Annotated in this window: 24 protein-coding genes; 10 read left to right on the top strand and 14 right to left on the bottom strand. The window is 26.5% G+C overall.

Annotated features, from left to right (window positions below; translation table 11 throughout):
- Window positions 1–45 precede the first annotated feature (45 nt).
- Genes GQX97_RS10310 through GQX97_RS10300 form a run of 3 tightly spaced genes read right to left on the bottom strand, consistent with a single transcriptional unit; the run spans window position 46 to window position 2,841 of the window.
- Window positions 46–1,413: a 2Fe-2S iron-sulfur cluster-binding protein gene (locus tag GQX97_RS10310; RefSeq protein WP_157151873.1), complete on the bottom strand. Its 1,368-nt coding sequence runs from the start codon at window positions 1,411–1,413 to the stop codon at window positions 46–48.
- 19 nt (window positions 1,414–1,432) lie between these two features.
- The gene (locus tag GQX97_RS10305; protein WP_157151872.1) at window positions 1,433–2,572 is read right to left on the bottom strand and encodes an NADH-ubiquinone oxidoreductase-F iron-sulfur binding region domain-containing protein; all 1,140 of its coding nucleotides are present in this window, start codon (window positions 2,570–2,572) and stop codon (window positions 1,433–1,435) included.
- Entirely contained in the window at window positions 2,569–2,841 is a 273-nt protein-coding gene (locus GQX97_RS10300) for an NAD(P)H-dependent oxidoreductase subunit E (protein ID WP_014932459.1), read from the bottom strand. The genes GQX97_RS10305 and GQX97_RS10300 overlap by 4 nt, the downstream gene beginning before the upstream one ends.
- 275 nt (window positions 2,842–3,116) lie before the next feature.
- On the opposite strand from GQX97_RS10300, the gene GQX97_RS10295 reads away from it, so the two are divergent.
- The 4 genes from GQX97_RS10295 to GQX97_RS10280 all read left to right on the top strand — a co-directional run bounded on the left by GQX97_RS10295 (window position 3,117) and on the right by GQX97_RS10280 (window position 5,756).
- Window positions 3,117–3,533: a secondary thiamine-phosphate synthase enzyme YjbQ gene (locus GQX97_RS10295; RefSeq protein WP_157151871.1), complete on the top strand. Its 417-nt coding sequence runs from the start codon at window positions 3,117–3,119 to the stop codon at window positions 3,531–3,533.
- 65 nt (window positions 3,534–3,598) lie between these two features.
- Window positions 3,599–4,342, top strand: a complete 744-nt coding sequence (locus GQX97_RS10290) for an extracellular solute-binding protein (protein WP_157151870.1) — start codon at window positions 3,599–3,601, stop codon at window positions 4,340–4,342.
- 68 nt (window positions 4,343–4,410) lie between these two features.
- Window positions 4,411–5,169: an HAD-IIB family hydrolase gene (locus GQX97_RS10285; RefSeq protein ID WP_157151869.1), complete on the top strand. Its 759-nt coding sequence runs from the start codon at window positions 4,411–4,413 to the stop codon at window positions 5,167–5,169.
- A gap of 44 nt (window positions 5,170–5,213) precedes the next feature.
- On the top strand, window positions 5,214–5,756 hold the full coding sequence (locus GQX97_RS10280; RefSeq protein WP_157151868.1) for a hypothetical protein: 543 nt from the start codon (window positions 5,214–5,216) through the stop codon (window positions 5,754–5,756).
- A 464-nt stretch (window positions 5,757–6,220) separates the two neighbouring features.
- Here the strand turns inward: GQX97_RS10280 and GQX97_RS10275 are convergent, their stop codons facing one another.
- Together GQX97_RS10275 and GQX97_RS10270 are read right to left on the bottom strand one after the other, a co-directional pair.
- Window positions 6,221–7,381 carry a phosphopentomutase gene (locus GQX97_RS10275; protein WP_157151867.1) on the bottom strand — a complete coding sequence of 387 codons (1,161 nt, stop codon included), beginning with the start codon at window positions 7,379–7,381 and terminating at the stop codon, window positions 6,221–6,223.
- Between the two features lie 81 nt (window positions 7,382–7,462).
- Window positions 7,463–7,993 (bottom strand): hypothetical protein, encoded by a 531-nt coding sequence (locus tag GQX97_RS10270; protein ID WP_157151866.1) that lies wholly within the window; start codon window positions 7,991–7,993, stop codon window positions 7,463–7,465.
- Window positions 7,994–8,113: 120 nt separating this feature from the next.
- On the opposite strand from GQX97_RS10270, the gene GQX97_RS10265 reads away from it, so the two are divergent.
- Window positions 8,114–9,376 carry a pitrilysin family protein gene (locus tag GQX97_RS10265; protein ID WP_157151865.1) on the top strand — a complete coding sequence of 421 codons (1,263 nt, stop codon included), beginning with the start codon at window positions 8,114–8,116 and terminating at the stop codon, window positions 9,374–9,376.
- Between the two features lie 325 nt (window positions 9,377–9,701).
- Here the strand turns inward: GQX97_RS10265 and GQX97_RS10260 are convergent, their stop codons facing one another.
- The 3 genes from GQX97_RS10260 to coaBC are packed head-to-tail and all read right to left on the bottom strand — an operon-like array spanning window position 9,702 to window position 13,989.
- Entirely contained in the window at window positions 9,702–12,017 is a 2,316-nt protein-coding gene (locus tag GQX97_RS10260) for an ABC transporter permease (protein WP_157151864.1), read from the bottom strand.
- A 27-nt stretch (window positions 12,018–12,044) separates the two neighbouring features.
- Entirely contained in the window at window positions 12,045–12,752 is a 708-nt protein-coding gene (locus GQX97_RS10255; RefSeq protein WP_157151863.1) for an ABC transporter ATP-binding protein, read from the bottom strand.
- Between the two features lie 31 nt (window positions 12,753–12,783).
- Window positions 12,784–13,989, bottom strand: a complete 1,206-nt coding sequence (gene coaBC, locus GQX97_RS10250) for a bifunctional phosphopantothenoylcysteine decarboxylase/phosphopantothenate--cysteine ligase CoaBC (protein ID WP_157151862.1) — start codon at window positions 13,987–13,989, stop codon at window positions 12,784–12,786.
- Window positions 13,990–14,340: 351 nt separating this feature from the next.
- Here coaBC and GQX97_RS10245 point away from each other — a divergent pair, with 351 nt between their 5' ends.
- Together GQX97_RS10245 and GQX97_RS10240 are read left to right on the top strand one after the other, a co-directional pair.
- Entirely contained in the window at window positions 14,341–15,066 is a 726-nt protein-coding gene (locus GQX97_RS10245) for a hypothetical protein (protein ID WP_157151861.1), read from the top strand.
- A gap of 108 nt (window positions 15,067–15,174) precedes the next feature.
- On the top strand, window positions 15,175–16,245 hold the full coding sequence (locus tag GQX97_RS10240) for a mannose-1-phosphate guanylyltransferase (protein ID WP_157151860.1): 1,071 nt from the start codon (window positions 15,175–15,177) through the stop codon (window positions 16,243–16,245).
- Between the two features lies 1 nt (window position 16,246).
- Here GQX97_RS10240 and GQX97_RS10235 read toward each other — a convergent pair whose 3' ends face one another.
- The 6 genes from GQX97_RS10235 to GQX97_RS10210 all read right to left on the bottom strand — a co-directional run bounded on the left by GQX97_RS10235 (window position 16,247) and on the right by GQX97_RS10210 (window position 21,800).
- Window positions 16,247–17,071, bottom strand: coding sequence for a hypothetical protein (locus GQX97_RS10235; RefSeq protein WP_157151859.1), 825 nt, complete (start codon window positions 17,069–17,071; stop codon window positions 16,247–16,249).
- A gap of 5 nt (window positions 17,072–17,076) precedes the next feature.
- The gene (locus GQX97_RS10230) at window positions 17,077–18,075 is read right to left on the bottom strand and encodes a hypothetical protein (protein WP_157151858.1); all 999 of its coding nucleotides are present in this window, start codon (window positions 18,073–18,075) and stop codon (window positions 17,077–17,079) included.
- A 562-nt stretch (window positions 18,076–18,637) separates the two neighbouring features.
- Complete coding sequence (locus tag GQX97_RS10225) at window positions 18,638–19,462, bottom strand: DNA-binding protein (protein WP_157151857.1); 825 nt, start codon at window positions 19,460–19,462, stop codon at window positions 18,638–18,640.
- Between the two features lie 11 nt (window positions 19,463–19,473).
- Window positions 19,474–20,673 (bottom strand): nicotinate phosphoribosyltransferase, encoded by a 1,200-nt coding sequence (gene pncB / locus GQX97_RS10220; protein WP_157151856.1) that lies wholly within the window; start codon window positions 20,671–20,673, stop codon window positions 19,474–19,476.
- Window positions 20,674–20,698: 25 nt separating this feature from the next.
- Window positions 20,699–20,917 (bottom strand): AtpZ/AtpI family protein, encoded by a 219-nt coding sequence (locus GQX97_RS10215; protein ID WP_157151855.1) that lies wholly within the window; start codon window positions 20,915–20,917, stop codon window positions 20,699–20,701.
- Complete coding sequence (locus tag GQX97_RS10210) at window positions 20,904–21,800, bottom strand: M23 family metallopeptidase (RefSeq protein ID WP_157151854.1); 897 nt, start codon at window positions 21,798–21,800, stop codon at window positions 20,904–20,906. The genes GQX97_RS10215 and GQX97_RS10210 overlap by 14 nt, the downstream gene beginning before the upstream one ends.
- A gap of 216 nt (window positions 21,801–22,016) precedes the next feature.
- Here GQX97_RS10210 and rplS point away from each other — a divergent pair, with 216 nt between their 5' ends.
- The 3 genes from rplS (at window position 22,017) to GQX97_RS10195 (ending at window position 23,828) form a co-directional block, all read left to right on the top strand.
- Window positions 22,017–22,460, top strand: a complete 444-nt coding sequence (gene rplS / locus GQX97_RS10205) for a 50S ribosomal protein L19 (RefSeq protein ID WP_157151853.1) — start codon at window positions 22,017–22,019, stop codon at window positions 22,458–22,460.
- A 41-nt stretch (window positions 22,461–22,501) separates the two neighbouring features.
- Entirely contained in the window at window positions 22,502–23,329 is an 828-nt protein-coding gene (locus tag GQX97_RS10200; protein ID WP_157151852.1) for a sulfide/dihydroorotate dehydrogenase-like FAD/NAD-binding protein, read from the top strand.
- 79 nt (window positions 23,330–23,408) lie between these two features.
- Window positions 23,409–23,828 (top strand): hypothetical protein, encoded by a 420-nt coding sequence (locus tag GQX97_RS10195; RefSeq protein ID WP_407921883.1) that lies wholly within the window; start codon window positions 23,409–23,411, stop codon window positions 23,826–23,828.
- The last annotated feature ends 2 nt before the right edge of the window (window positions 23,829–23,830 follow it).

Raw genomic sequence — 23,830 nt, 5'->3', positions numbered from 1 at the left:
TATAATAAAGCTCATAAACCTATATATATATTATATAATATTTTCTCACAAATACAAATATTTTATTAAATTCTTGAACTCTAATCTGTTTTTATTTTTCTCTAAAAAACTTTTAACAAATTTATTCTTGCCATGAGAGTCTATATATTCTCCTTCAAACTCTCCAAATCCAGCAATAGGAAAAGCCAAATAAGAATTATATGCCAAAATAGAAGGATAAGAAGTAAACACTATGTAATTTCTTCTGTTTTTCTGTATAATATCCATTGTATTATCTATTTCAAATAAAGGATCTTCTAATATTATAAATTTATTAAAATTATTTATATTATCTATTTCATTTAAAGTATATTTATATTTTTTTGATGAATATTTATTAATATTAGTATAATTTTCTCTAATAACATCAGAGGTGGTTTTTATAATATTTTTTTTATATATAAAGTTTGTAATGCCTAATGAATATATAAAATCATTAAAAGCTTCTAAATCTTCTATATTGTAAAGACTAGAAGCAATTGCTAAAACTTCTTTTTTGTCTATTTCCTCTAAGAACTTATGAAATAAATCTTTAGCCTTATTAAAATCATCTTCTATGCCGTTTATTAGAGGATATTCAAAAGTTTTATTTGAATAATACAGCATACCACGTCCAAAATCGCATATACCATACTTTTTTAATTCTGGTGATTGTATATCTATTATTTTTTTGTCATCATAAAAATAACTGCATTCGCAAAGTTTGTTGCATCCTATACAAAAACTATCTATCTTTTTATATTCAATTTGTTTTTCATTATCATTAATTTTTCTATCAACTCTAAATACTTTAGTAGGGCATAGATCTACTATCATGCTCTTATATCCAGATATTGACTTATATCTATCACAAACTCCGCAATTAATGCATTTATCATAATCAATTTTTATGTTTTCATCTAAATCTAAACTGTCTATAATATTTTTTATTTCTTCTAATTTTGAATCATCATCTCCGTCAAATCTTTCTATTTTCAACTGATAAAAATCTATATATTTTTTTAATTTACAATTATAATAACTGTTGCATTTATCACAAAAGGGCTTATGCATATAAAGTATAGCCTTAAGTAATGATTTTCTATATTCAATAATCTCTTCATCATTGCTTATAATCTCCATTCCATTTTCAACTATCTCATTACAAGCATACTTAAAACTATATTCCTCTTCACCTTTCTTTTTTACTTTTATTAAGCAAAGTTTACATCTAAGTAAATCATTATCTATATTTTCATCAAAATCTTTTACTCTCTCTAATTTATAATAACATAAATGCATTATATCTATCCCAACATATGACAAGGCTTTTAATATTGTAAATCCGCTCTGTGATGATATCTCTTTTCCATTAAAATTAAATCTTACTATCATAATATATTTTTTAATTACCTTATTTATTGATAAAGCTATAAAGAGTTATTTTTTTATCCAAAGCATATATAAACTCATATTCAAACATCTTTATAGTCTCTATTATACATTTTGCTATATTATATATATAAAGGCAAGAAGAACCTTTAATAATCATCTCCACAGCATTTAGTAAATTTTTATAATCATTATTATTAGATTGTCCTAATATAATTTTATTTAAATAATACTCGCATAAATTAAAACCATAATTACAAGGCATACATTTTGTACAAGAAACACTCTTAGCAAATTGAATAATCTTCATCACAATTCTGAGCATGCATCTATTTTCTGCTATAAAACAAACTCCGCCATTTCCAATATTTATATCTTCATAAGATAAACTCTTATTATTTAAACTCTCTAAAGTAGTAGGAGCATTTAAAAAACCATTTGTAAATACACATTTTATATCATTATTATAATAAATATATCCGCTAGCTTTTATTATTTCATTAAAAGAAGTGCCAAATTGAAACTCATATAAATCTACATTTGGAATGTCCCCAGAAAAAGAAATTAAACATGTGCCCTTATTTTCATCATTTCCATATTGAGAAAAGTTATCTAAACCCATATGAGCAAAATATCCAAATTGTATAACAGTCTCTAAATCTAATACATATTTTTGTCTTTCAAGAAAATAGATATTTATGTTTTCTTTATAATTGTTTTCATCATAAATATTTATATTAATTTCATTTTCAAATTTGTAGCAATCTTCTGCCTCTACTATAGTATTAATTAATATTTCTTTATTATAATAGCTTCTAATTAGAATATCTATATTTTTTATATTTAGAATTTTGGCAATCAATATGGCAGAATCTAAAATAAGATGAGGATTATTATTTATAAAGAATTTGTCTTTAAATACTAAATAGTCAAAAGAATAGGCATTTATAATTAGAGTTTGATTATAATTGTTATTTTTATTAGATAGAATATTATACAAAGATTTTCTATATACGTCTTTTGTAAATATGTTAGCTATTTTTAATTCATTAAGCAGAGCATCATATTCATTTATAGTGGTGTATAGATAATCACCGAAATTGTCTTTAAAATCTTTGATATTTTTTGTAGCATAATTATTATATAGAACAAATTTTTTCATCTTACTTTAACATGTACAGCTTCTATATACTTAATAACGCTGCCAAAAGAAGAATCATTGCATTCTATGCCGTTAATTAAAACAGAAATGGCATTATTACAATTATGCATACATTCCACCTCTTTAAGGAGCATACCGTCATAAGAAGGAATGCCGATTTTTAAATCATAATGGGCTCTAATTGATTCTAAAAGAGCATACGAACCCTTCATAGAACAATGAAGCCCTACACATACTTCTATAACGGTTTTTATCTCGTCCTTTTGCATTTTACAACTCTAAATAAAGAGATGAAAAGTTATTATTTCTTTTTATGCCTATTTTTGCGTAAACGTTTTTTACGTTTATGCGTAGCCATCTTTTGACGAAGTCTTTTTCTTCCTGAAGGCATATACACTCCCATTTTTATTATAATTTGAATATTTATTATATCATATAAAAAATTTATTTCAACAACAAAACCAACAAAAATATTTTTGACAAATGGGTTTTATTTTGATATAATCTTTTGCATAAAAAATAATAAAAAAAGAGTTTATGCAAAATGAAATCATATAGAAAAGTTTTAGAAATAAATTATCCAAAGAGAAGAGGGTATATTAATATCACAAATGAAGTTCAAAGATGCTTAGAAGAAAGCGGCATAAAAGAGGGATTAGTTTTATGCAATGCTATGAACATTACAGCTAGTGTATTTATTAATGATGATGAGGGCGGACTTCATAATGATTTTGAGGTTTGGCTTGAGAAATTAGCTCCAGAGAAGCCTCATAATCAATATAGACATAATGGTTACGAAGATAATGCTGATGCTCATTTAAAAAGACAGATTATGGGCAGAGAGGTTGTTGTAGCTGTTACTAATGGCAAATTAGATTTTGGCACTTGGGAGCAAATTTTCTACGGTGAATATGATGGTATGAGAAACAAAAGAGTATTAATTAAAATAATTGGAGAATGAAATCCTTGTTTATTATGATTAAATTTGTTATAATATACAAACATATTTACAATAAAGGATAACATATGAAAAAAAATATTTTATTAATGCTCTTAGTTTTAGGAAATATACTATCTGCTGAGATATTTGTATATGGTCCGGGAGGCCCTGCTCCTGTAATAAAAGAGTTAGCAAAACAATTTGAAGATAAAACAGGAGAAAAAGTTACTGTTATAGCTGGGCCTACTGCTAATTGGATAGATAAGGCAAAACAAAATGCTGATATTATTTTTTCTGGAAGCACTTCTATGATGGATGGATTTATAAAAATGCTTCCTAATCGATTAAGAGTTGAAGATATTCAGGTATTAAATATCAGAAGGGCTGGAATCATTGTAAGACCTAATAACCCTAAAAATATAAAAACTTTTAACGACATATTAAAACCTAATATAAATGTTATGGTTGTAGATGGGGCAGGGCAGGTTGGATTATATGAAGATATGGCTCTTTTAAATGCTGATAAAAGTGCTTTAACTAAGCTAAGAAAAAATATTAAATTTTACGCACCAAGTTCGGCTGCTGCTGTTGAGAAATGGAATAGTGATAAAACGATAGATGCTTTAATAATATGGAGCCACTGGGTATATTCTATAGGTTTAGATAAATCTCAATTTGTGGATTTGAAAAGTAATGTAATATATCGCTCTAGTGAAGCTGCTGTTACAACAACATCAAAAAATAAAGCAAAAGCTCAAGAGTTTATAAAATATATTACAAGTAAAGAAGCCGAATCTGTATGGAAAAAATATAGTTGGGAAATTAAATAATTTTATGAGGGTATCACTAATAATAAGTGATACTCTCTTATTTTAACATTTTATAGGAAATTAATAATATGAAATTATTTGTTAGCGATTATGATATGACTTTATTTATTAATTATGTTGTAGATGATAAAGTAATTAATGCTATAAAAAAATGGAGAGAGAAAGGAAATATATTTACTATTGCTACTGGAAGAAATAAATTTTCAATATTGGAACAAGCTAAAAAAAACAATATAGAGTTTGATTATATAATAGCTAATAACGGTGCTTTAATTATAGATAAAGATAATAATATAATGCTAAAAGAAGAGATAGAAAAAAATGATGCTATGGAAGTTATTAATTATTTATATAATAACTACGAAGGAAGCGTTGAAATATCAAATGCATATGAGGTTTTATCTATAATACCTAGAAAAGGGGATTATAATTTGCCTTTCAAAGTAGATAGAAAAATAACAATAGAAGAAGCAAAAGATATAAAAAGTTTTATTCAAATAAACAAGATAAGTCCAGATGTAAATAAAACGGAAATTATACAAGATGAAATAAATAACAAATTTAACACAGTAATAGCCTATGGTAATATTACAGCTATAGATATAGTAAGGGCAGATATTAACAAAGCTACAGGAATAAAAAACTTAGAAAATATTCTAAAAGATAAAAATATAGAAAAAATATTAGTAGCTGGTGATTCAAACAACGATATAGATATGATAAAAAAATATGACGGTTATGTTCAAATTAATGCTAGAGAGCATATAAAGAAAATAACAAATAAATATTTTAATTTAGTATCTGATATTATTGAAGCAAATTTGTAAATATATAGTTGCAAGAGTTATAGAAACTATTATAATAATATTATATGAGAAACATTTTATTTATTATAACTATATTATTTGTAAGCATATCCTGTGCTAATTATTCTCTAAAAATAAAAGATGATAAACTCACAGGCATACAAACCTATACATACTCCGATGAATATTATGAATACGGAGCTAAATTATATTTTCAAATAAATAATAATAAAGAAATTACTTGGTGGCTATATATAGGCACTAAAGCTATGCCAAATTTAATTTATGCTAACACTGCATATATATTTGATGCAAAAACATATGATAAAATAACATTTACTCTAAGTAATGTTTCAAGAAATATATCTACAACTGCCGCTGTAATTAATGAATATGCCTATATACCAAGTCAAATAAACTATTTGGAAAATGCTATAATACAACTTAGCGACGTGGAAGTAAAAGAGCTTTATAAAATACTTACCAATGCTAAAGAGGTTGGTTTAAGAATATCTGGAAGAGAATATCAAGAGTTTATGTTATCATCATCACAAGTGAAAGCAATGATTGACACTATAGAATACTATAACAATGAGTTTAATAATTAATTTAAAATTATATTAAATATATAACTATATTTTGTAATGTAAGCTTTTATTTTATTCAACTTTTTCCCGCCGCAAAAAGTTGCAAAAAGTGCAAATATTTAAGTTCTTTATATACGTTTAGCTAAAGTGCAAATGTTTCAGTTTTATATATAATAAATATATATAAAGTAATACCATATGTTTTTAGCTATATTTTATAAAATGCAGTTCTTTTGGTTCTTTTATACCAATACCGAAGGCACTTCCTACGGTCGTAAAAGAACTGGGGTGCTACCCTACGGGCACGCTTCGCAGGGGGCAAAGCCCTGCAAATATAAAAACATAAAAATTTTATTGTTCTTTTTCCCGCCGCAAAAATAACCAAAAAGTGCAAATATAAAAATAATACTAAATCATATTAATTATGTTTTATGTAAGTATATACTTCAACTAAAAAAATATTTTAAGCACATTACAAAACTAAATTATATAAAAGCTCCTTCTAGCTTTGTTTGTCCAAGCAAATATTTCTCTATTGTAGCTGCTATAGAAACAAATGATTCTTTTACACCTATATTAATATTTTTATTTAATTTCTTTCCAAAAGCAAGTATTGGTATATACTCCCTCGTGTGGTCGCTTCCTTTGTAGGTAGGGTCGCATCCATGGTCGGCTGTTATTATAAGCAAGTCATCATCATTCAAATTATCAATCATCTCTGGTATATATTTATCAAGTTCTTCTAAAGCGTTTTTGTATCCTATATAATCTCTTCTGTGACCATAAAGCATATCAAAATCAACTAAATTAGTAAATATAAGACCATTATCAACTTCTTTAATAGCCTTAATAGTTTTCTCTATACCATCAAGATTGTTTTTATTGGTTAATCTGTTTTCAGTAATACCAACACCAGCGAATATATCACTAGTTTTACCTATACCAATAACAGGCAAATTATTATTTTTAAGCCTATCAAGCATAGTTTCCCCGCTTGGAGGCACAGAATAGTCATGGCGTCTTTCTGTTCTTTTATAATTACCCTTAGTGCCAATATAAGGACGTGCTATAACCCTCGCAACTGGTGAATATTTATTGCATATCTCTAAAGACTTTTCACATATTCTATAAAGTTCATCTATAGGTATAATATCTTCATGAGCTGCTATTTGAAGCACAGAATCAGCAGAAGTATATACTATTAAAGAGCCGTTTTTTAATTGCTCATCAGCATAATCATTTATAACATCAGTACCAGAATAAGGCTTATTGCATACAACAGCCCTTCCAGACATTTTCTCTATTTCTTTTATAGTGATGTCAGGAAAACCATTAGGATAAGTGTTAAAAGGCTTTGTAGAAACCAAACCAGCTATCTCCCAGTGACCTGTAGTAGTGTCTTTTGCTTTGGAAGTTTCCATTGCCTTGCCGTAATATCCTTCAGCATTATCTACTTTTGCCACACCTTCTATATCTATAATATTTCCAAGCCCAATTTTCTCCATATTAGGCAAACTTATTCCGCCAGATGCCTTAGCTAAATTAGCCAAAGTATTCACTCCCTCATCTCCAAACTCTTTAGCATCAGGTAAAGCCCCCACACCGCAGCTATCTACAACTATTAAAACGGCTTTTTTCTTACTCATATTAAAAAAATCTCCTAATTGATAAATATTCTTATACTATATTTAACAGTTTTTAATATAAAAGATAAAATAATATAATAATTATCTTAATACGCCAAAATTGATAGGTTTATTAAACTCTACCTCATCAGGGTTAGGTATAGGATATTCAGATATATCTTTGCCTTCACGAAGAAAACCATATAGATTTAAATTATTTTTATTCCAAGTATTTAATCTATTATAATATGCTCTAGTATAATCTGAAGTCATTGATATATTATTTCCATCAAGAATAAAACTTACATACATATTAACTTTTTTATTAGGAATTTCTGAAGTAGTTTTTACATTGCGTGCAACTTTTTTTAAAGGTGTTACCTCATAATAATAGGCATTAGTTTCACTTTCTGCATAATCAAACTTACCTACACCTCGTTTTTTACCAAATAAACTATATTCTACATCTCCATTGTCCAAAAAAGTATATAAATATCCATTAGGAGCAACAACTCTTTTTCCTTTTACTTTTTTTATCCATATATTATTATAATTTCTATTAGCTGTTTTCATGTTTGATGCACAAGAGAATGTAAAAAACAATAATAAACAAATACCGAATAACTTTTGCATGCCTATTTCCTAAAAATATTTAATAACAATATCGACTAATATTTTAATTATCATTAAAACATTTGCAAATACTTATATTATACATTATAATCTAACTTCAATAAACTAGGAAATAAAGAAATGGTAAAAAGATTAACCTTAAAAAATGGCATAAGAATAATTTTGGAATATATGCCGATTTTAGAGACAGTTTCAGTTGGATTTTTCTTCATTACAGGAAGTGCAAATGAAACTGAAAAAGAAAATGGATATTCACATTTTATAGAACATATGCTATTTAAAGGCACTAATGATATGACCTCTAAAGAGATAGTGAGATATATAGAAGGTGTGGGCGGAGTATTTAATGCATATACTTCAAGACATTTCACTTCTTTTTATGTTAATATAATATCAAAATATTTTGACAGGGCAATAGACACATTATCTAATATAGCATTAAATTCAGCATTTAGAGAAGAAGATATACAAAAAGAAAAAAAGGTTATTATAGAAGAGTTAAAAATGACATCAGACTCTCCAGAAGAAATAATGACCAATCAATTTTTTGCCAAAGCCTATAAGGGAACATCTATGCAGTTTCCTATAGGCGGCAATATTAAAAACATAAAAAATATAAGCAGAGATAAAATATTAAATTATTTTAAAAGTCACTTTAATTCAAATAATTTAATAGTATCAATAGCAGGCAATTTTGACGTAAAATCAGCAATAAATAAATTATCTTCTATGGAGCTTAAACAAAATATATTACCTGCAAATGAGGAATTACCATTTTTTTATAAATCAGTGTCAAAAGAAAAAGCAGACTTAAATCAAGTATATTTCGCTTTAATAACACCATCATATAATGCAAGCGATAAAAGAAAATACACTATGAACATTGTAAATGATATATTCGGCGGAAGTTCATATTCAAGATTATTTCAATCTATAAGAGAAAATAAAGCATTATGCTATAGCATATACAGCAACAATTCAGCTTTTCTAAACGGAGGAACATTCGATATATTTGGTTCAACTAGCTTAGATAAATATGAAGAAACATTAAAAAGTATATACAATGAAATAGAAAGATTATTAGATGAGAGAATAACTAAAGAAGAACTTGAAGAAGCAAAAGAGAGCTATAAAAGTTCTATGTCTTTTAGTAAGTTTAGTGCGAGCTTTGCTATGAACAAAAATGCAAGAAATGAACTTTATTTTTCTAAATATGTATCTTATAAAGATTTGTATAATACAATAGATAAAATTAATATAAATGATATAAACAAAGCAATAGAAGATATATTTCAAGACAAAAAGTTTTTTATTACAGCAGTAGGTCCAAAAGGAACAAAAAAAATCACAGATAAAATAAGCAAGAAATTAAAACTTAATTGATTATATTTTTTATAGTTTTTTATTTACATATACTAAAATGATTATATTTTCAATTTTTCATTGTTCTTTTTCCCGCCGCAAAAAGAACCAAAAAGTGCAAGTGTTTTAAGTTTATATTTTTGGAACATATAAACTTAAAATAATGTTTATATTTTTGTAAAAAAATGCAATTCTTTCACTTCTCTGGGTAATGTCGTCCTTACTTATTTCAATCGCAAAAAGAAGTGATGCCAAAAGCTACCACAAATAAAAAAGCTAAAATTTTTTTTATATACTTATAAGTTATTTGTAAAAGTAATTAAAAACTTTATCTTAACAAACGTTTTTACTCTTCTCTGTCTTTTAAGCCCTCAACCATATCAAGCTTATTGACATAATGCATACTCATTAAAGACACCAAGAATATAACAACAATAAGTAAGCCTATTGCTAATGCATAACTATAATTATAAACATGCGGTACAAACGAAAACAACTTACTTGAAAAAGGTCTCTTAACCAAATAAAGTATACCATATCCTGCCAATATTCCCATAGGTATTGCTATTATCACTTGAGTAACAGTTTCTTTTAATGATGCAAGCATTATCTCTTTAGTGGTGTAACCCATAACTTTAAGAAGCGTAAACTCATATCTTCTTGTAGCCAAAGTAATAACACCAACACCATAAAGCGATGTAGCACCAAGCAAGAACGCTATAAATATAAGTATTTGTACAAGTAAATATATTGTAGCCATTTGATTTTTATATGCCTGATATTCATCATTTCTAAAGCTGTAATATAATACATCTTTACTGTCATCTAACATAGTTTTTACATCATCTTGATTAGCATCAGAAGTTAAAAATAAAGTATTATAAACATTTTGTACTTTAAAAACATCTTCTGCAAAATCTTTATCCATATAAATATAAAACATACCCTGCTGATCAACAAGTTTGCTAACCTTAACTCTTCTTGATATGCTGTTTCCAAGAGTATATAATTCTATACCTATATAGTCATTTTCTTTTACTTTTAATTTATCTGCCAAATATTTAGGCAGCATTACAGAATCTTCTCTATCATCATTATGCGGTATATCAAGAGAAGAAAAACCATCTTTATATATTAAAGTTGGTAAATAAAGACTTTCAATATCATCATTAAAAGCAGGATAAAGCCTTGATTGATAAATAGCAGCCTTATCATAATATTTAATGCTATCATTAGTGAGTATATCAGTATTATCTTCCCATTTTGTAGGAGTGATATTTATAGAAACATCATATAAAGCAAATTTTTCATAAAGAGTGTATAAAAAATAATCAAAAGAGTTATTAAACCCTTGAGCAAATATAGTCATACTAATTGCAGCAAACATTCCCCAAAGCGATGCTAAATACCTTGTTTTGCTTCTTGAGGCATTTTTTATAGCATATCTGCTGTTGAATGATAATTTATTCCAAATGCTGAATTTCTCTATTAATGTTTTACCAGAACTCTTTGGAGGCTCACCTCTCATAGACTGAGCAGGATTTAGCTTTAATATAGAAATAGCAGCAAGCAAATTAGAGAATATACATACAAACAATATTATTAAAGTTGATATTATCCATAAATCCCAATATACATTATAATTATAATTAGGCATGTCAAATATAGCCCCAAGAGATTCAAATATAGGCGGCAGAAGAATTTTACTTGCAATAAAAGCTAATAGTATTCCAAAAAATGATACCAAAAAAGAATATTTTATATACATAAACATAATAGAAAAATCTGTAAGACCAATAGCTTTCATTATACCTATTTGTTTTCTTTCAACAGCAACATTTCTTCTTTGTATGATATATAAAAGAAGTATTGCCATAAGTAAAAGTATAGAAGGTGAAATATATGAAAAAGAATCTATTTGAAGCAATGTTTGTTCATAGTTTATGTAATTAACAGATTGTTCTCTGTCCGTAAAGAAGAATATTTTTTGTTTTAATTTTATTCTAATAAGCTGTTCTATATTATTTCTATTTACATTATCATCGTATTTGATATACATAGAATTGTAAGGCACATAATTAAAGTTATCATCATTCATTTCTATAACAGCAAAATCTTTAGCCTCGGAAGCTGTTGAAGCACCGTCTTTAAATAAAAACACATAATTAGGGTATGATACTAAAGCAGCTATTGTAAAAGAATTAGTTTTATCATTAAATATAACCTCAACTTCATCGCCTAAAGATAATGAATTAGCATCTGCGAAATTTTTATTAATTGCTATCTCATTAGTTTCTAAATTATATTTTCCGTCATATATATAAGGCTTATTTATTCTGCTTTCATTATCTTTTGTAGCATATATAATAGCATCAATATCCTCTATTTTGCCTTGAAATCTATGTTTAGCTTCCACCATGTTAATACCCTTAATCTCTTCAATGGTCTTTATATCATCTTCGCTAAACATTCCAAATAATACTAAATCATCTAAATTATTTTTATCAAAATACTCTTCAGCAGTAAGCTTAAAATCTCTATATACAGTCTTTACAGCCACAAAAAATAACACCGCTAAAGTTACTATAAAAATAGCAGATATGAATATCGCAAGCTGTTTACTAATTTTTCTAAATAAAAGTTTCGTTTTAATATTAAGCATTATTTTCCCATTAATAAAATTATTTCATTACCATTCTATATCTTCAGGATTTAAAGGATTTTCTACATCATATTTTTCTATCACCTCTCCGCTTAAAACCTTAACAACTGTATCAGCCATTTTAGCAATCTCTTTACTATGAGTGATTAATACTATACTAGTACCTAAATCCTTATTTAAGTTTCTTAATATCCTAAGAGCCATAATACCAGTCTTATTATCCAAAGCACCAGTAGGTTCATCGCAAAGTACAACCTTAGGCTTTTTAGCTATAGCCCTAGCAATACTCACCCTCTGCTGTTCTCCTCCAGATAATTCTGTAGGATAATGCTTCATTCTATGTTCAAGCCCCAAAAGTTTTAAAGCATTTTCAGCATTATCTCTTGTAAGCCCAGTTATTTCTGTAGAAAATTCAACATTCTCTAAAGCAGTTAAATTTGGAAGTAGGTTATAGCTTTGAAATACAAATCCTATATTTTCTCTTCTAAACTTAGCTAGCTTTTTATTGCTGTAATGAGTAATATCTTCACCCAAAAATAATACTCTTCCGCCTGTAGGCTTATCCAATGCTCCAAGTATATTTAAAAGCGTACTCTTACCAGAACCGCTCGGTCCAAGTATAGCAGTAAGCTTTCCTTCTTCTATAGTAAGATTAACAGATTTTAATGCCTCTGTAGCACCTCCTCCATGACCATATATCTTACTAATATTGTTTATTTCATAAAGATGACTCATTCATTGATCCTATTTTTTTTTATTTTTATGTTTAATTATATTTTTTATTCTTCCATTCTTCAACAGCAACACTAACAATTTCTTTAGCACATTCTCTTTTACTTAAAGTAGGAAAATTTCTTACTCTTCCGTCTTTGAAAAAAATGCTTATTTTATTAGTGTCTTTACCAATAGCATCTTTTATGTTATTAGCAACTATCATGTCCGCTCCCTTTTTGTTCATTTTTTCTATAGCATAATTTCTTAGCTCTTCATCATTTAGTGCCGTCTCAGCAGCAAATGAAACTATAAGAGTGTTTTTTGATTTTTTATCCCTTGTGCTCGCTAATATATCATCATTTTGTTTTAATTCTATAGCATTAATATTTTGTTTTTTTAACTTTTTATCATATACAATAGCAGGTCTAAAATCTAAAGGAGCAGCTGCCATAAGCAAAATATCAGTATTTTCAAGTTCAGCTAATACGTTATTTTTTAGATCTTCTGTTGTATCTATTTTTATCTTTTTATCACTTGCATATACACGAAGCTCTTCATTAACATCACCTTCTATATAAGTAGATATTCCTCCTCCAAGATGTATCTCATTATATATAGCTTCTCCCATCTTTCCGCTTGAGTTATTTGTAATATATCTTATAGGGTCTATCCATTCTTTTGTAGCACCAGATGTTACTGTAAATCTTATATTGTCATATCTCAAACTAAAATGACTAAAGTTATTAACAACTTTATCTAATATCTCTTCCAAATCTGCAAGTCTTCCTATACCTGTATCATTGCAAGCCATATTTCCAGCAGCAGGACCAATCATAGTATATTCAAGCTCTTCAATTAAATAATGAACATTTTTTTGCACAGCTTTGTTAAACCACATATTAGGGTTCATAGCAGGGGCAAACATCTTTTTTCCTGTGTAGGCACATGCTATAGTAGTAACGGTATTATCGCATATACCATTTGCTATTTTTGATATAGTATTGGCATCTGCAGGTGCTAATAAAAATACATCGGTTTTTCTGCTAACATTTATATGTGTGAGAGGGTCTTCTTCTTCCCACATATCTCTTATAACAGGATTACCGCTCATTGTTTCCAATGCTTTTACACCTACCATATATTCTGCATTTTTTGTAATAGCACATATTACTTCATGACCTTGTTTCTTTAACATACTAACAAGAAACGGCATCTTATATGCTGATATAGAACTAGTTATAGCTAATAAAATTTTCATAACATTAATCTCTTAATAATTATTAGTGAATTTATTATATATTAATATAAATAAAAAAAATAGTCTATACTGAATTTTATTTTTTGTTGTATAATATTTAAGCATATTTTATTAATTACTTTTAATCTTAAAAAGCACAACATATAAATCATATATTAAGAAATTATTATTTGTTGTATATGTATTTTTATTTATTATGATTTAAAAATAATAAAAAATGCATATTTTTTAACAAAAATAAATATTTATTGTCATTAAATAAGAAAAATTTATAAAGTTATCTTGTTTTATTTATATACAATGATACAATACCGTAAATTAATATTAATTTATGATATCGTGGAGTTATATATGAAAAAAATACTAATTACAATCGTATCCATTATTTCTTTTTCTACTTATTTATTTCCTTTAAGTTCTTTTGATTTATCATTATCTGTGCCAATTGGAGGAAGTTTTCCTAGTTTTCAAAATAATGATAAGAACTTAAATAATGGAATAAATTATCGTCCAGAAGCAGCTATTGAAATAGGGGTGTTATTAAAACCTAAATTTAATTTTGAAATTACAAATAATCATATAATATCTGCAGGAGTTGAATTAGGATATTATAGAGATACTTTTCAATTTGATTATGATTATAATAATATTACAGATACTGCTGGTGTAAAAGCTAATAATCAAATAGTACATGTATTTGACAGCTTTAATATTGGAGGAACTTTTGAATATCAATATTTGAATTTCTTCTGCGGTGTTGGAGTTGGATTTAAAATTCCTTTAGCTGGTGCTTATTGGTATGAAGAGACAGAAAAAAGATTAAGTTTAGGTCTTTTGTATGGTGCTTATAGAAATGCGTTTATATTTATACCATATACAAAAATATTTGCAGGTCTTGATATTGGTATAATAAATGTAAGTGCTTATCTTAATTTTGATTTACCTTATGTTGAAACAAGAAGCGAACTTACTATAGATTCACAAACTTATTCATCTGCAAGCGGTAAATTATCTGCTGTAGATTTGGGAGTTCAAATATCTTTAAATTTAGATTTATTTAATGATACTAAATATTAAAGTTTATTTTTATAAACAAGAGCCCATATGCATGGGTTCTTGTTTATATTGATATTTATGTATAATAAAATATAATTAAATAAAAATATATTATATATAAGGAATAACATGAAAACTTCTGTAATTATTATGGCTGGAGGTATAGGAGAGAGACTATGGCCTTTAAGCAGAGAGAAAAAGCCAAAACAATTTTTAAAAATAATTGATAATAAATCACTTATAGAACAAACTATAGATAGGGCTTTAAAAATTACAGAAGAGGAAAATATTTTTATAATAACAGGTAAAAGATATAAAGAGGTTTTTTCTACTTATATTCCAAACTTTAAAAAAGATAATATTATATATGAACCTGTTGGAAGAGATACTGCTGCAGCCGTAGCTTTAGGAGTGTTAACTGTAAAAGAAAAAATAGGCGATTCGAATGTAGTAATAATTCCTGCTGACCCTATAATAAAAGATGAAGATTTATTTATAGATACAATAAAAGAGGCTATAGAAGCAACTATAAAAACAAAAAATATTGTAGTTGTAGGAATAAAACCTACTAGAGCTGAAACGGGATATGGATATATAAAATTAGATAAAAACATAAATGGTAATGAATATATTGTTCATAAGTTTGTAGAAAAACCAGATTTTGAAAATGCAAAGAAGTTTTTGGAAGATGGGCATTATTTATGGAATAGCGGTATGTTTATATGGGACAGTGAAAGCATATTAAACAGTATAAACAAATTTATGCCTGATACACTTAATAAAGTAAATGATACATTAAAAAATATTAACAATGAAGATAAATCATTAGAAATATTTAATAGTATTGATAAAATTTCTTTCGACTTTGGTGTAATGGAGAAGCTAGAAGATATTATATGTATAAAGTCTTCTTTTTTCTGGGATGATTTAGGAGCTTTTTCTGCACTTGGAAGAATACATGATAAAGATGAAAATAATAATGTTGTAATAGGGCAGGTATATCTTAAAAACTCTAGTAATAATATTATAATAAATGATGATGATGATTTGCTTACTTTAAATGGAATTAACAACACAACAATTGTTAAATCTAATGGCGTTGTTTTAATGTATCCAAATAATGAAGATTCTAAAATAAAAGAGATATTAAAAGACATTAGAGAGAAAAATGAATTAAGCAAATATAGAGAATTATTATAAATTATATCTTTTTATTGAGAATAGTTTCTTTATATATTTTTTCTTTTGCTTGTTTTATTTTTTCTTTGCTTTCTTTTTCTTTTTTGTTTTTTTGATTATCTTCTATAAGAGTGCCATTTATTACTACATTTTTTAAAATTATATTTTCATTGTTAATTAATTCATTTGGTAAAGTTGTACCTTTTATTTCAACATTTTCTAATTTTAAACTTTTATGAAAAATAAGGTTTCTAAAATCTGCATCTTTTTCAACTACTATATTTTCTAATGAAAAATCATCTTTTAAGTTCACATTTAATAAACTTAAATTATTGCTAAAATGAACATGATTAAAAACAGTTTTTTTTATAAAGTCAGAATTAGTAAAATTAGCATTACAATTAATTTTGGCATTATATAAATTAATAGATTCAAAATTAGACATTGAAAAATTTAAATCCATATTTACAACAGTATTTTTCATTATAATTTCTTTGTTTATGTTAGACATCTTTATAAATATACCCGAATCAAATAAAGCATTAGTAAAATCAAGTGATATATCTAATTTCAAATTATTAATATTAAATGGGGCATAAAATGAAGCATCAGAAAAATTAAAATTTGAATCTTTTTCTATTTTTAAGCTTTCAAAATTAAAGCCTTCATAGCTAATCATATGAGAAAAGTTATAGTATCCTCTATATATATCATCTCTTATAATGTTTCTAAATAGATTAGCAGGTTTATTTTCTGATTTATGATGTATGATGCATAAATCATCTTTATAAACTTCTCTGTCGCATTTTTCCGTGTTTGATATTAATTGTTTACATATACTAGGCATAATTATTAAAACATAAAGCTTAAACCAAAATCATGCGAAATATTATTTTTATTAAACTCATCAAATATTATAGCATAATCAAGTCTAAACAAATCGATATATAATGAAAGCCCTAAAGAAACTCCATTATTTCCAATACCAAGTCTTGCTAAAACACCGCTAGGCAATTTAGTAGAACGTCTTTTTTGCATAGCACTAGGCTCATCTAATACACTCTCAGGCAAATCATCAAACCAAGAAGATGATGAGTTATCAAATAATCCTAATTTATTAAAATCTATTATCATAGCTTCAAGACCCAAAGATATATTATGAGTGATAGAAGGAACTCCTACAGAATAATTAAGCGAAACAGATACTGTAGAATCTTCTTTTGCATATGCAACGGAAGCTACTATGTCAGTATCTATATTGCCAAATACATTATCGTAAAAACCAAAATTTCTAATACCAGCACCTATTTTAAACACAGGAGTAAAAATAGATTGCATATAATATACATCTAAAAATCCGCCAAAAATATTTTTGTCTAATGAATTATTTAACACTCCTTTAATATTTCCGCCTATAAAAGATTTATCATTTATAGCATAGGCAAAAGCAATGTTTGCTAAATAAACTCCGTTGTATATACTATCCTTTTTATTTCCAAGTGCGTCATAACTTTGTATTTTATTTATTTCTGAAGCAAAACCTAAACCTATAGCATAAGAATTACCTGTATGAGAATATGAAGCATTAAATATATATTCGTTTTTAAAATCTGGTGATAGTGTGTAATTTATATTGATGCTATCTCTAATAATCCCCATTAGTGAAGCAGAGTTTACAAATAATGCAGAAGAATCATTTCCTATTAAAAAAGTGCTGTTCATCATTCCTCTGCTTCTTGTGCTTGTATAATTTAAAATAGATAAAGAATGTCTTGAAGATAATGTATTAGCGGATAATAAAAAGCTAAATACAAAAAGAATAATAAAAATAAAACTTAATTTTTTTATCACAATATAACTCTAATCAATAATTTTTGTAATTATAACATATAAGAACCCTTAATACAATAAAATAATAGTTTGTAAGAATAAATTATTGTATGTTTAAACTAAGTATATTTTGTCATGCAAGTTTGTGTTTTATTCAACTTTTTCCCGTAGCAAAAAGTTGAATAAAGTACAAATATTTTAGCTTTGTATATTTTGAATATGATAAAGTATAAGATAATAGTTTTTTAGCCAAAAAATGCAGTTCTTTTGCTTCTTTTATACCAATAAAAGAAGTGGGGGTGTGGGGGCTAGTCCCCACAAATAATAAAAAACATAAATATTTTGTTGTTCTTTTTCCCGCCGCAAAAAGAACCAAAAAGTGCAAGTGTTATAGCTTTGTATATTTGGAATATGATAAAGTATAAGATAATACTTTTTAGCCAAAAAATGCAGTCCTTTTGCTTCTTTGGGTCATACCTAAAGGTACTTCCTTCAGTTGCAAAAAGAAGCGGGGCGTGTACCCTAAGGGCACGCTTCGCAGGGGGCAAAGCCACCACGAACAAAAAACTTAAAATGTTTTTTATTATTTATTACTAAACTCATAATACAAAATATATTGCTCTATCAAATATTTTTCACCATAATAAATTAATGCTATATAATATTCTCTGTTTTTGCTAAAGTTTATATTGTCAATTCTGTTTACGGCTTTTCTTATATAATTATGATTTTCATCAAAAAGTATAATCTCTATATCTTCTTTATATTCTAAAATAATATTTATATAAGAATCTATATCCGTTTCATTTTTTATTCTATAAAAGTCTATATCTATTATATTATAATTTTTTAAATATGGTTTAAGCACTTCATCTAAAACTAAATCTTTCTTAATAAAAAAACCATTTATTTTTTGATTTGGATATCCTATCTCTTCAGCATAAAATATATTATTATTGTTATACTCATTTTTATATTTATAATCATCAGAAAAATTTAGTTTTAGGTTGTAATCAATTTCATCTTCTGAAGTTAATTTTAATAAATATTCATTTTGCTTTAATACTATATTTTTTAATTCTATATTTCCAAAATAATCCTTTGCCTTTTGAGTTTCTATTTTAAAAAGAATATCTTTATTTTCTTTATTATAAAACTCTAATACAATATTGGAGTCATTATTAGCATAAAGCCCAAAGTTCATTATAAAGCCATTAGTAGGTTTAATATGATAATAGTCTATATCGTCGATTATTAAACTTCCTTTTAAGCTAATATCCGACTCTATAAATTGAGCATACTCTTCATTGTCATTAGGTTCTATTTCATTAACTGTACTTGTATTATTATTTCTATTGCAAGAAATTAATAATATAAGCATAAGAATTAATATAATATTTTTTATCATAAAATAGTTAATCATTCCATAGCAACAATTTTTAAATAATGTAAAAACTCTTTATCATCGCACATAGTTTTGCCTTCATCATCAGATAACTTAGCAACAGGCTTACCATTAACCATCTGAAGTTTCATTACAATATTTAAAGGTTTAGCAATAGGCTCAAAATCATTCATAATAAATGTGCCTATTCCAAATGTAACTTTAGCTTCGTTTTTGAACTCTTTATATATGTTATAAGCTTTGTCAAAATTAAGACTATCAGAAAAAAGGAGTGTTTTAGTTTTAGGATCAATTCTTAAATCTTTATAATGCTTTATAACTTTATAACCCCATTCAATAGGGTCTCCAGAATCATGCCTTATGCCGTCATAGAGTTTTGCAAAATATAAATCAAAATCTTTTAAGAATTTATCCGTTCCTAAAGTGTCTGATAATGCAATGCCTAAATCGCCCCTATATTCATTAACCCAAGATTGAAGCATAAATTTCTGACTCTCCGCAAGCCTCACTTTATCTAAAGCCTGACCAACTTGATAATATTCATGAGCATTAGTGCCCACCGCAAGTAAATTATATTTCTGAGCAAAATACACATTGCTTGTGCCTACTAAACAATCACTAGGAACTTTCTCTTTTAATATTGAAATAGCCCTATCTTGCCACTTAAAAGAAAATCTTCTTCTAGTACCAAAATCAGAAAATTTAAAACCATTTTCCGCCTTGTATATAGGAAGCAATTTTTCATCTAATTTTTTTATTAAATTTAATTCACCTTGCTTATAAACCTCTTTTTCTCCATTAGTTTTACAAATAGAGTAGTGATAATATATTTCACTTATCATAGCAAGTATAGGTATTTCCCAAATAATAGTTTGATACCAAGGCCCTTCTATAGAAACGGTTAATTTATTATCATCAAAAGAAGCATTAATATGTTCTTCTAAAGGTCTATAAAGCTTTAGAAACTCTATATAATCCTTTTTTATAAATCTAAGTGAAGATAAATATTCAAGTTCATGTTTTTGAAATGTTAGATTGCAAAAATGTTTTATTTGCTTTAAAAACTCATCATGCATTTCTTGAGTCCATTCTAATACATTCCTGCTTTTAAAAATATATTTTACCCAAACATTAGAAAATTGCCTTAAAGCACATTGCTGCATTGTGAATTTATATAAATCAGTATCAAGCAAACTATTTATTATATTATCCATAAATAAAATCCTTAAAAAACCTTATCTATTTTTTATTTCTTTCTATAATTTTAGAAAGTTGATAAAGTCTATATATACCAGATATAAATCCAAAAAATATACCAGCTATAGTAAATAATGGAGAAGTATTTAATTTTTTATCAGCCAAATTTCCAACAAAAGCAAGCCCTAAGATTATACTTCCAAACTCAATACCCAAAGCAGTGTATTTTATTCCATTTTTTATATTATTATTGCTCTTCATAATTAAGCGTTGTAAAAATTAAAGGATTAACATATTCGGAAGCTAATTTTAATTCATATTCAAGTTCACCTGTTTTTGCATTTCCTATAATATCGCCTTTTTTTACATTAACATTTGTTTTTACAGAAGTAGTGGCTAATCCTTTATAAGTAGTTATAATACCATATCTATGATAAATAACTATACTTACTCCTTCATCTTTATTGTATACTACACTATTAATTGTACCAGAAGCTGTTGCTCTTACTAGTGTACCTGCTATTGTTTGAAAGCCTATACCTTTTGATAAAATAGAGTCTTTTTGATATGGTTTTGATATAACGGCATATCTAGAATCTATTGGTGTAATTGTTGGTACATATTCTAACGAATTATTTTTAGAATTAATATTAGCTTTCAATTCTTCTAAATAATTTTTTAAATTTTCAAACTCTTTAGCTCTGGCATTTAAAAGTGTTACATTATCAACATTATTTGTATTTATTAAATTAGTATTTTCTATTTTAAATTTATTCATCATATTAGACATATCTTCTCTATATGAATCATTAGAAAATACTGAATTAAATAGGTTCTCTAAAGAATTAATCTCTTCAAGCCTCTCTTGATAGCTTCCTGTAAGAACGAGTGTTTTGCTTGCAATAACGGTATTTTTTGTAAGAGATGAGAATGTTATTAATAGAGCTACGGCTATAATTAAAATTATTATTAAAAGTCCGTATATAGGAATAGATAAAGTTCTAGTTTTCTTTTTTGAATGCGGTATAAACATAAAATAAAGTCTATGAGACAATATTTTATGTAATTTTTTAAAAAATGAAGAATTATCAGAATTATTCTTTTTGTAGAAATTGCTTTTATTCTTTTTTTTATTTTTATACATATTTAAAAATTATAACAATAATATAAAATTATATCAATATCAAATAAATATTTGTTTTCTATCATAGAATTTTATAAAAATAAAAATTGAATATTAATATAATAGTTTAAAAAATTCTATATATTATACTTGATTAAATTAGTATATTGTGATAAAATATAATTTCTATAAAGTGTAGATTAATAAATTAATATAAATTTTTAGGAGAAAAAATCAATGGAGCAACAGATTAGATTAGTAGAAGCAAAACATAAAAAAGAAGCTATTTTACCTTTTGAAATAGGTGATACAGTAAAAGTATGGGTAAAAATTATAGAAGGAGATAGAGRAAGATTACAAGCATTTGAAGGTGTAGTTATCTCAATGCGTGGTAAAGGTATTAATAAAAGTTTTATAGTTAGAAAGATATCTTATGGTGTTGGTGTTGAGAGGATATTTTTAGTAAACTCTCCTAGAATAGATCATATTGATATTATAAGAAAAGCTAAAGTAAGAAGAGCTAAACTTTATTATTTAAGAGATAAAGTAGGTAAAAAAGCTCGCTTGGTAGAAAGACTTGGTGTTAAAATCCCTAAGCATTCAGATTTATTAAAGTCTGAAGAAGCTTCTAAAGAAGAATCAGCAGCAGAAGAAACAACCACAACAACAGAAAATAATTAATTTTTAAAATAATTTTTATATTTTTAAAAGGAGAAATCTCTATGGGCTATAAAATTGTTGCCAAAGAACAATGGTCAGATAAGGTTTTTATGATGAAAGTTGTAGCTCCAGATATAGCTAAACATCGTAAAGCAGGTAATTTTATTATTTTTAGATTAGATGAGTTAGGGGAGAGAGTACCTCTTACTATAGCTGATGCTGACCCTGAAGCGGGAACAATTACTATAGTAACTCAAAGCATTGGTTATTCTACAACTAAATTGATGGGACTTAAAGTTGGTGATGAAATAATGGACGTTATTGGGCCATTAGGACAGCCTACTCATATCGAAAAGCAAGATGGTATTATACTTGGTGTTGGAGGTGGTGTTGGTATAGCTCCTTTACATCCTATAGTACAAGCCCATCATAATGCTGGTAATAAAGTGATATCTATATTAGGTGCTAGAGATAAATCGCTTCTCATTATGGAAGATATGATGAGAAAAGTATCTGATGAACTATTAATTTGTACTGATAATGGCAGCTATGGTGAAAAGGGCTTAGTTACAGATATGATTAAAAAGATATATGATAGGGGTGAAAAAATTTCTGAAGTTATAGCTATTGGTCCTGCTATTATGATGAAATTTGTTTGTAAGCTTACTAAAGAATACAATCTCCCTACTACTGTTAGTTTGAACCCTATTATGATTGATGGTACTGGTATGTGCGGTTGCTGCAGAGTATTAGTTGGTACTCAAACTAAATTTGCTTGCGTTGAGGGTCCTGAATTTGATGGTCATTTGGTTGATTTTGACTTGCTTATGAAAAGACAGGCTATGTATAAAAAAGAAGAGCATGAATGTAATTTAAAATTGGCTAATTAATGGCATTTTAAGTATTTATTAAGAATATAAGAGTTATAATCTTTATAAAGGTTATAGCTCTTTTTTTAATTTTTAAGGAGTGTATATTTTGAAAGTACCTATAGATTATAATTTGGCTGGAATTGAATTAGAAAAATTTGAATGGGATGCTACAAATGTAAATGTTATTATCAACATAAAAAATAATGCACCAATAAAAATGATTTTAGAAGATGTTGAGTTTAATCTTATTAATAGCAGAAATGAAAAGTTTGCTTATTGTGTTTCGGAGAATATAGCTATTAAATCTCACTCATCATCGAATATTAATATTAATGTTATTTTTTATAATAAAGAAGTTTCAAATTTAATATCAGATTTTATTAACTTAAAAAAATCAGTATTTAAAATACATGTTATTAATGGTAAATTAAAACTATTTTCTCTTCTTCCTATTAATCTTTCTAATAAAAATAAATCTTTTAATATATTAGATATGATAAAATTATTAATGAAATAATT

Source organism: Brachyspira sp. SAP_772, from assembly GCF_009755885.1.
GTDB lineage: Bacteria > Spirochaetota > Brachyspiria > Brachyspirales > Brachyspiraceae > Brachyspira.
Note: the sequence above shows the minus strand (reverse complement) of the source record. Positions and strands in the feature narration are given on the sequence as shown.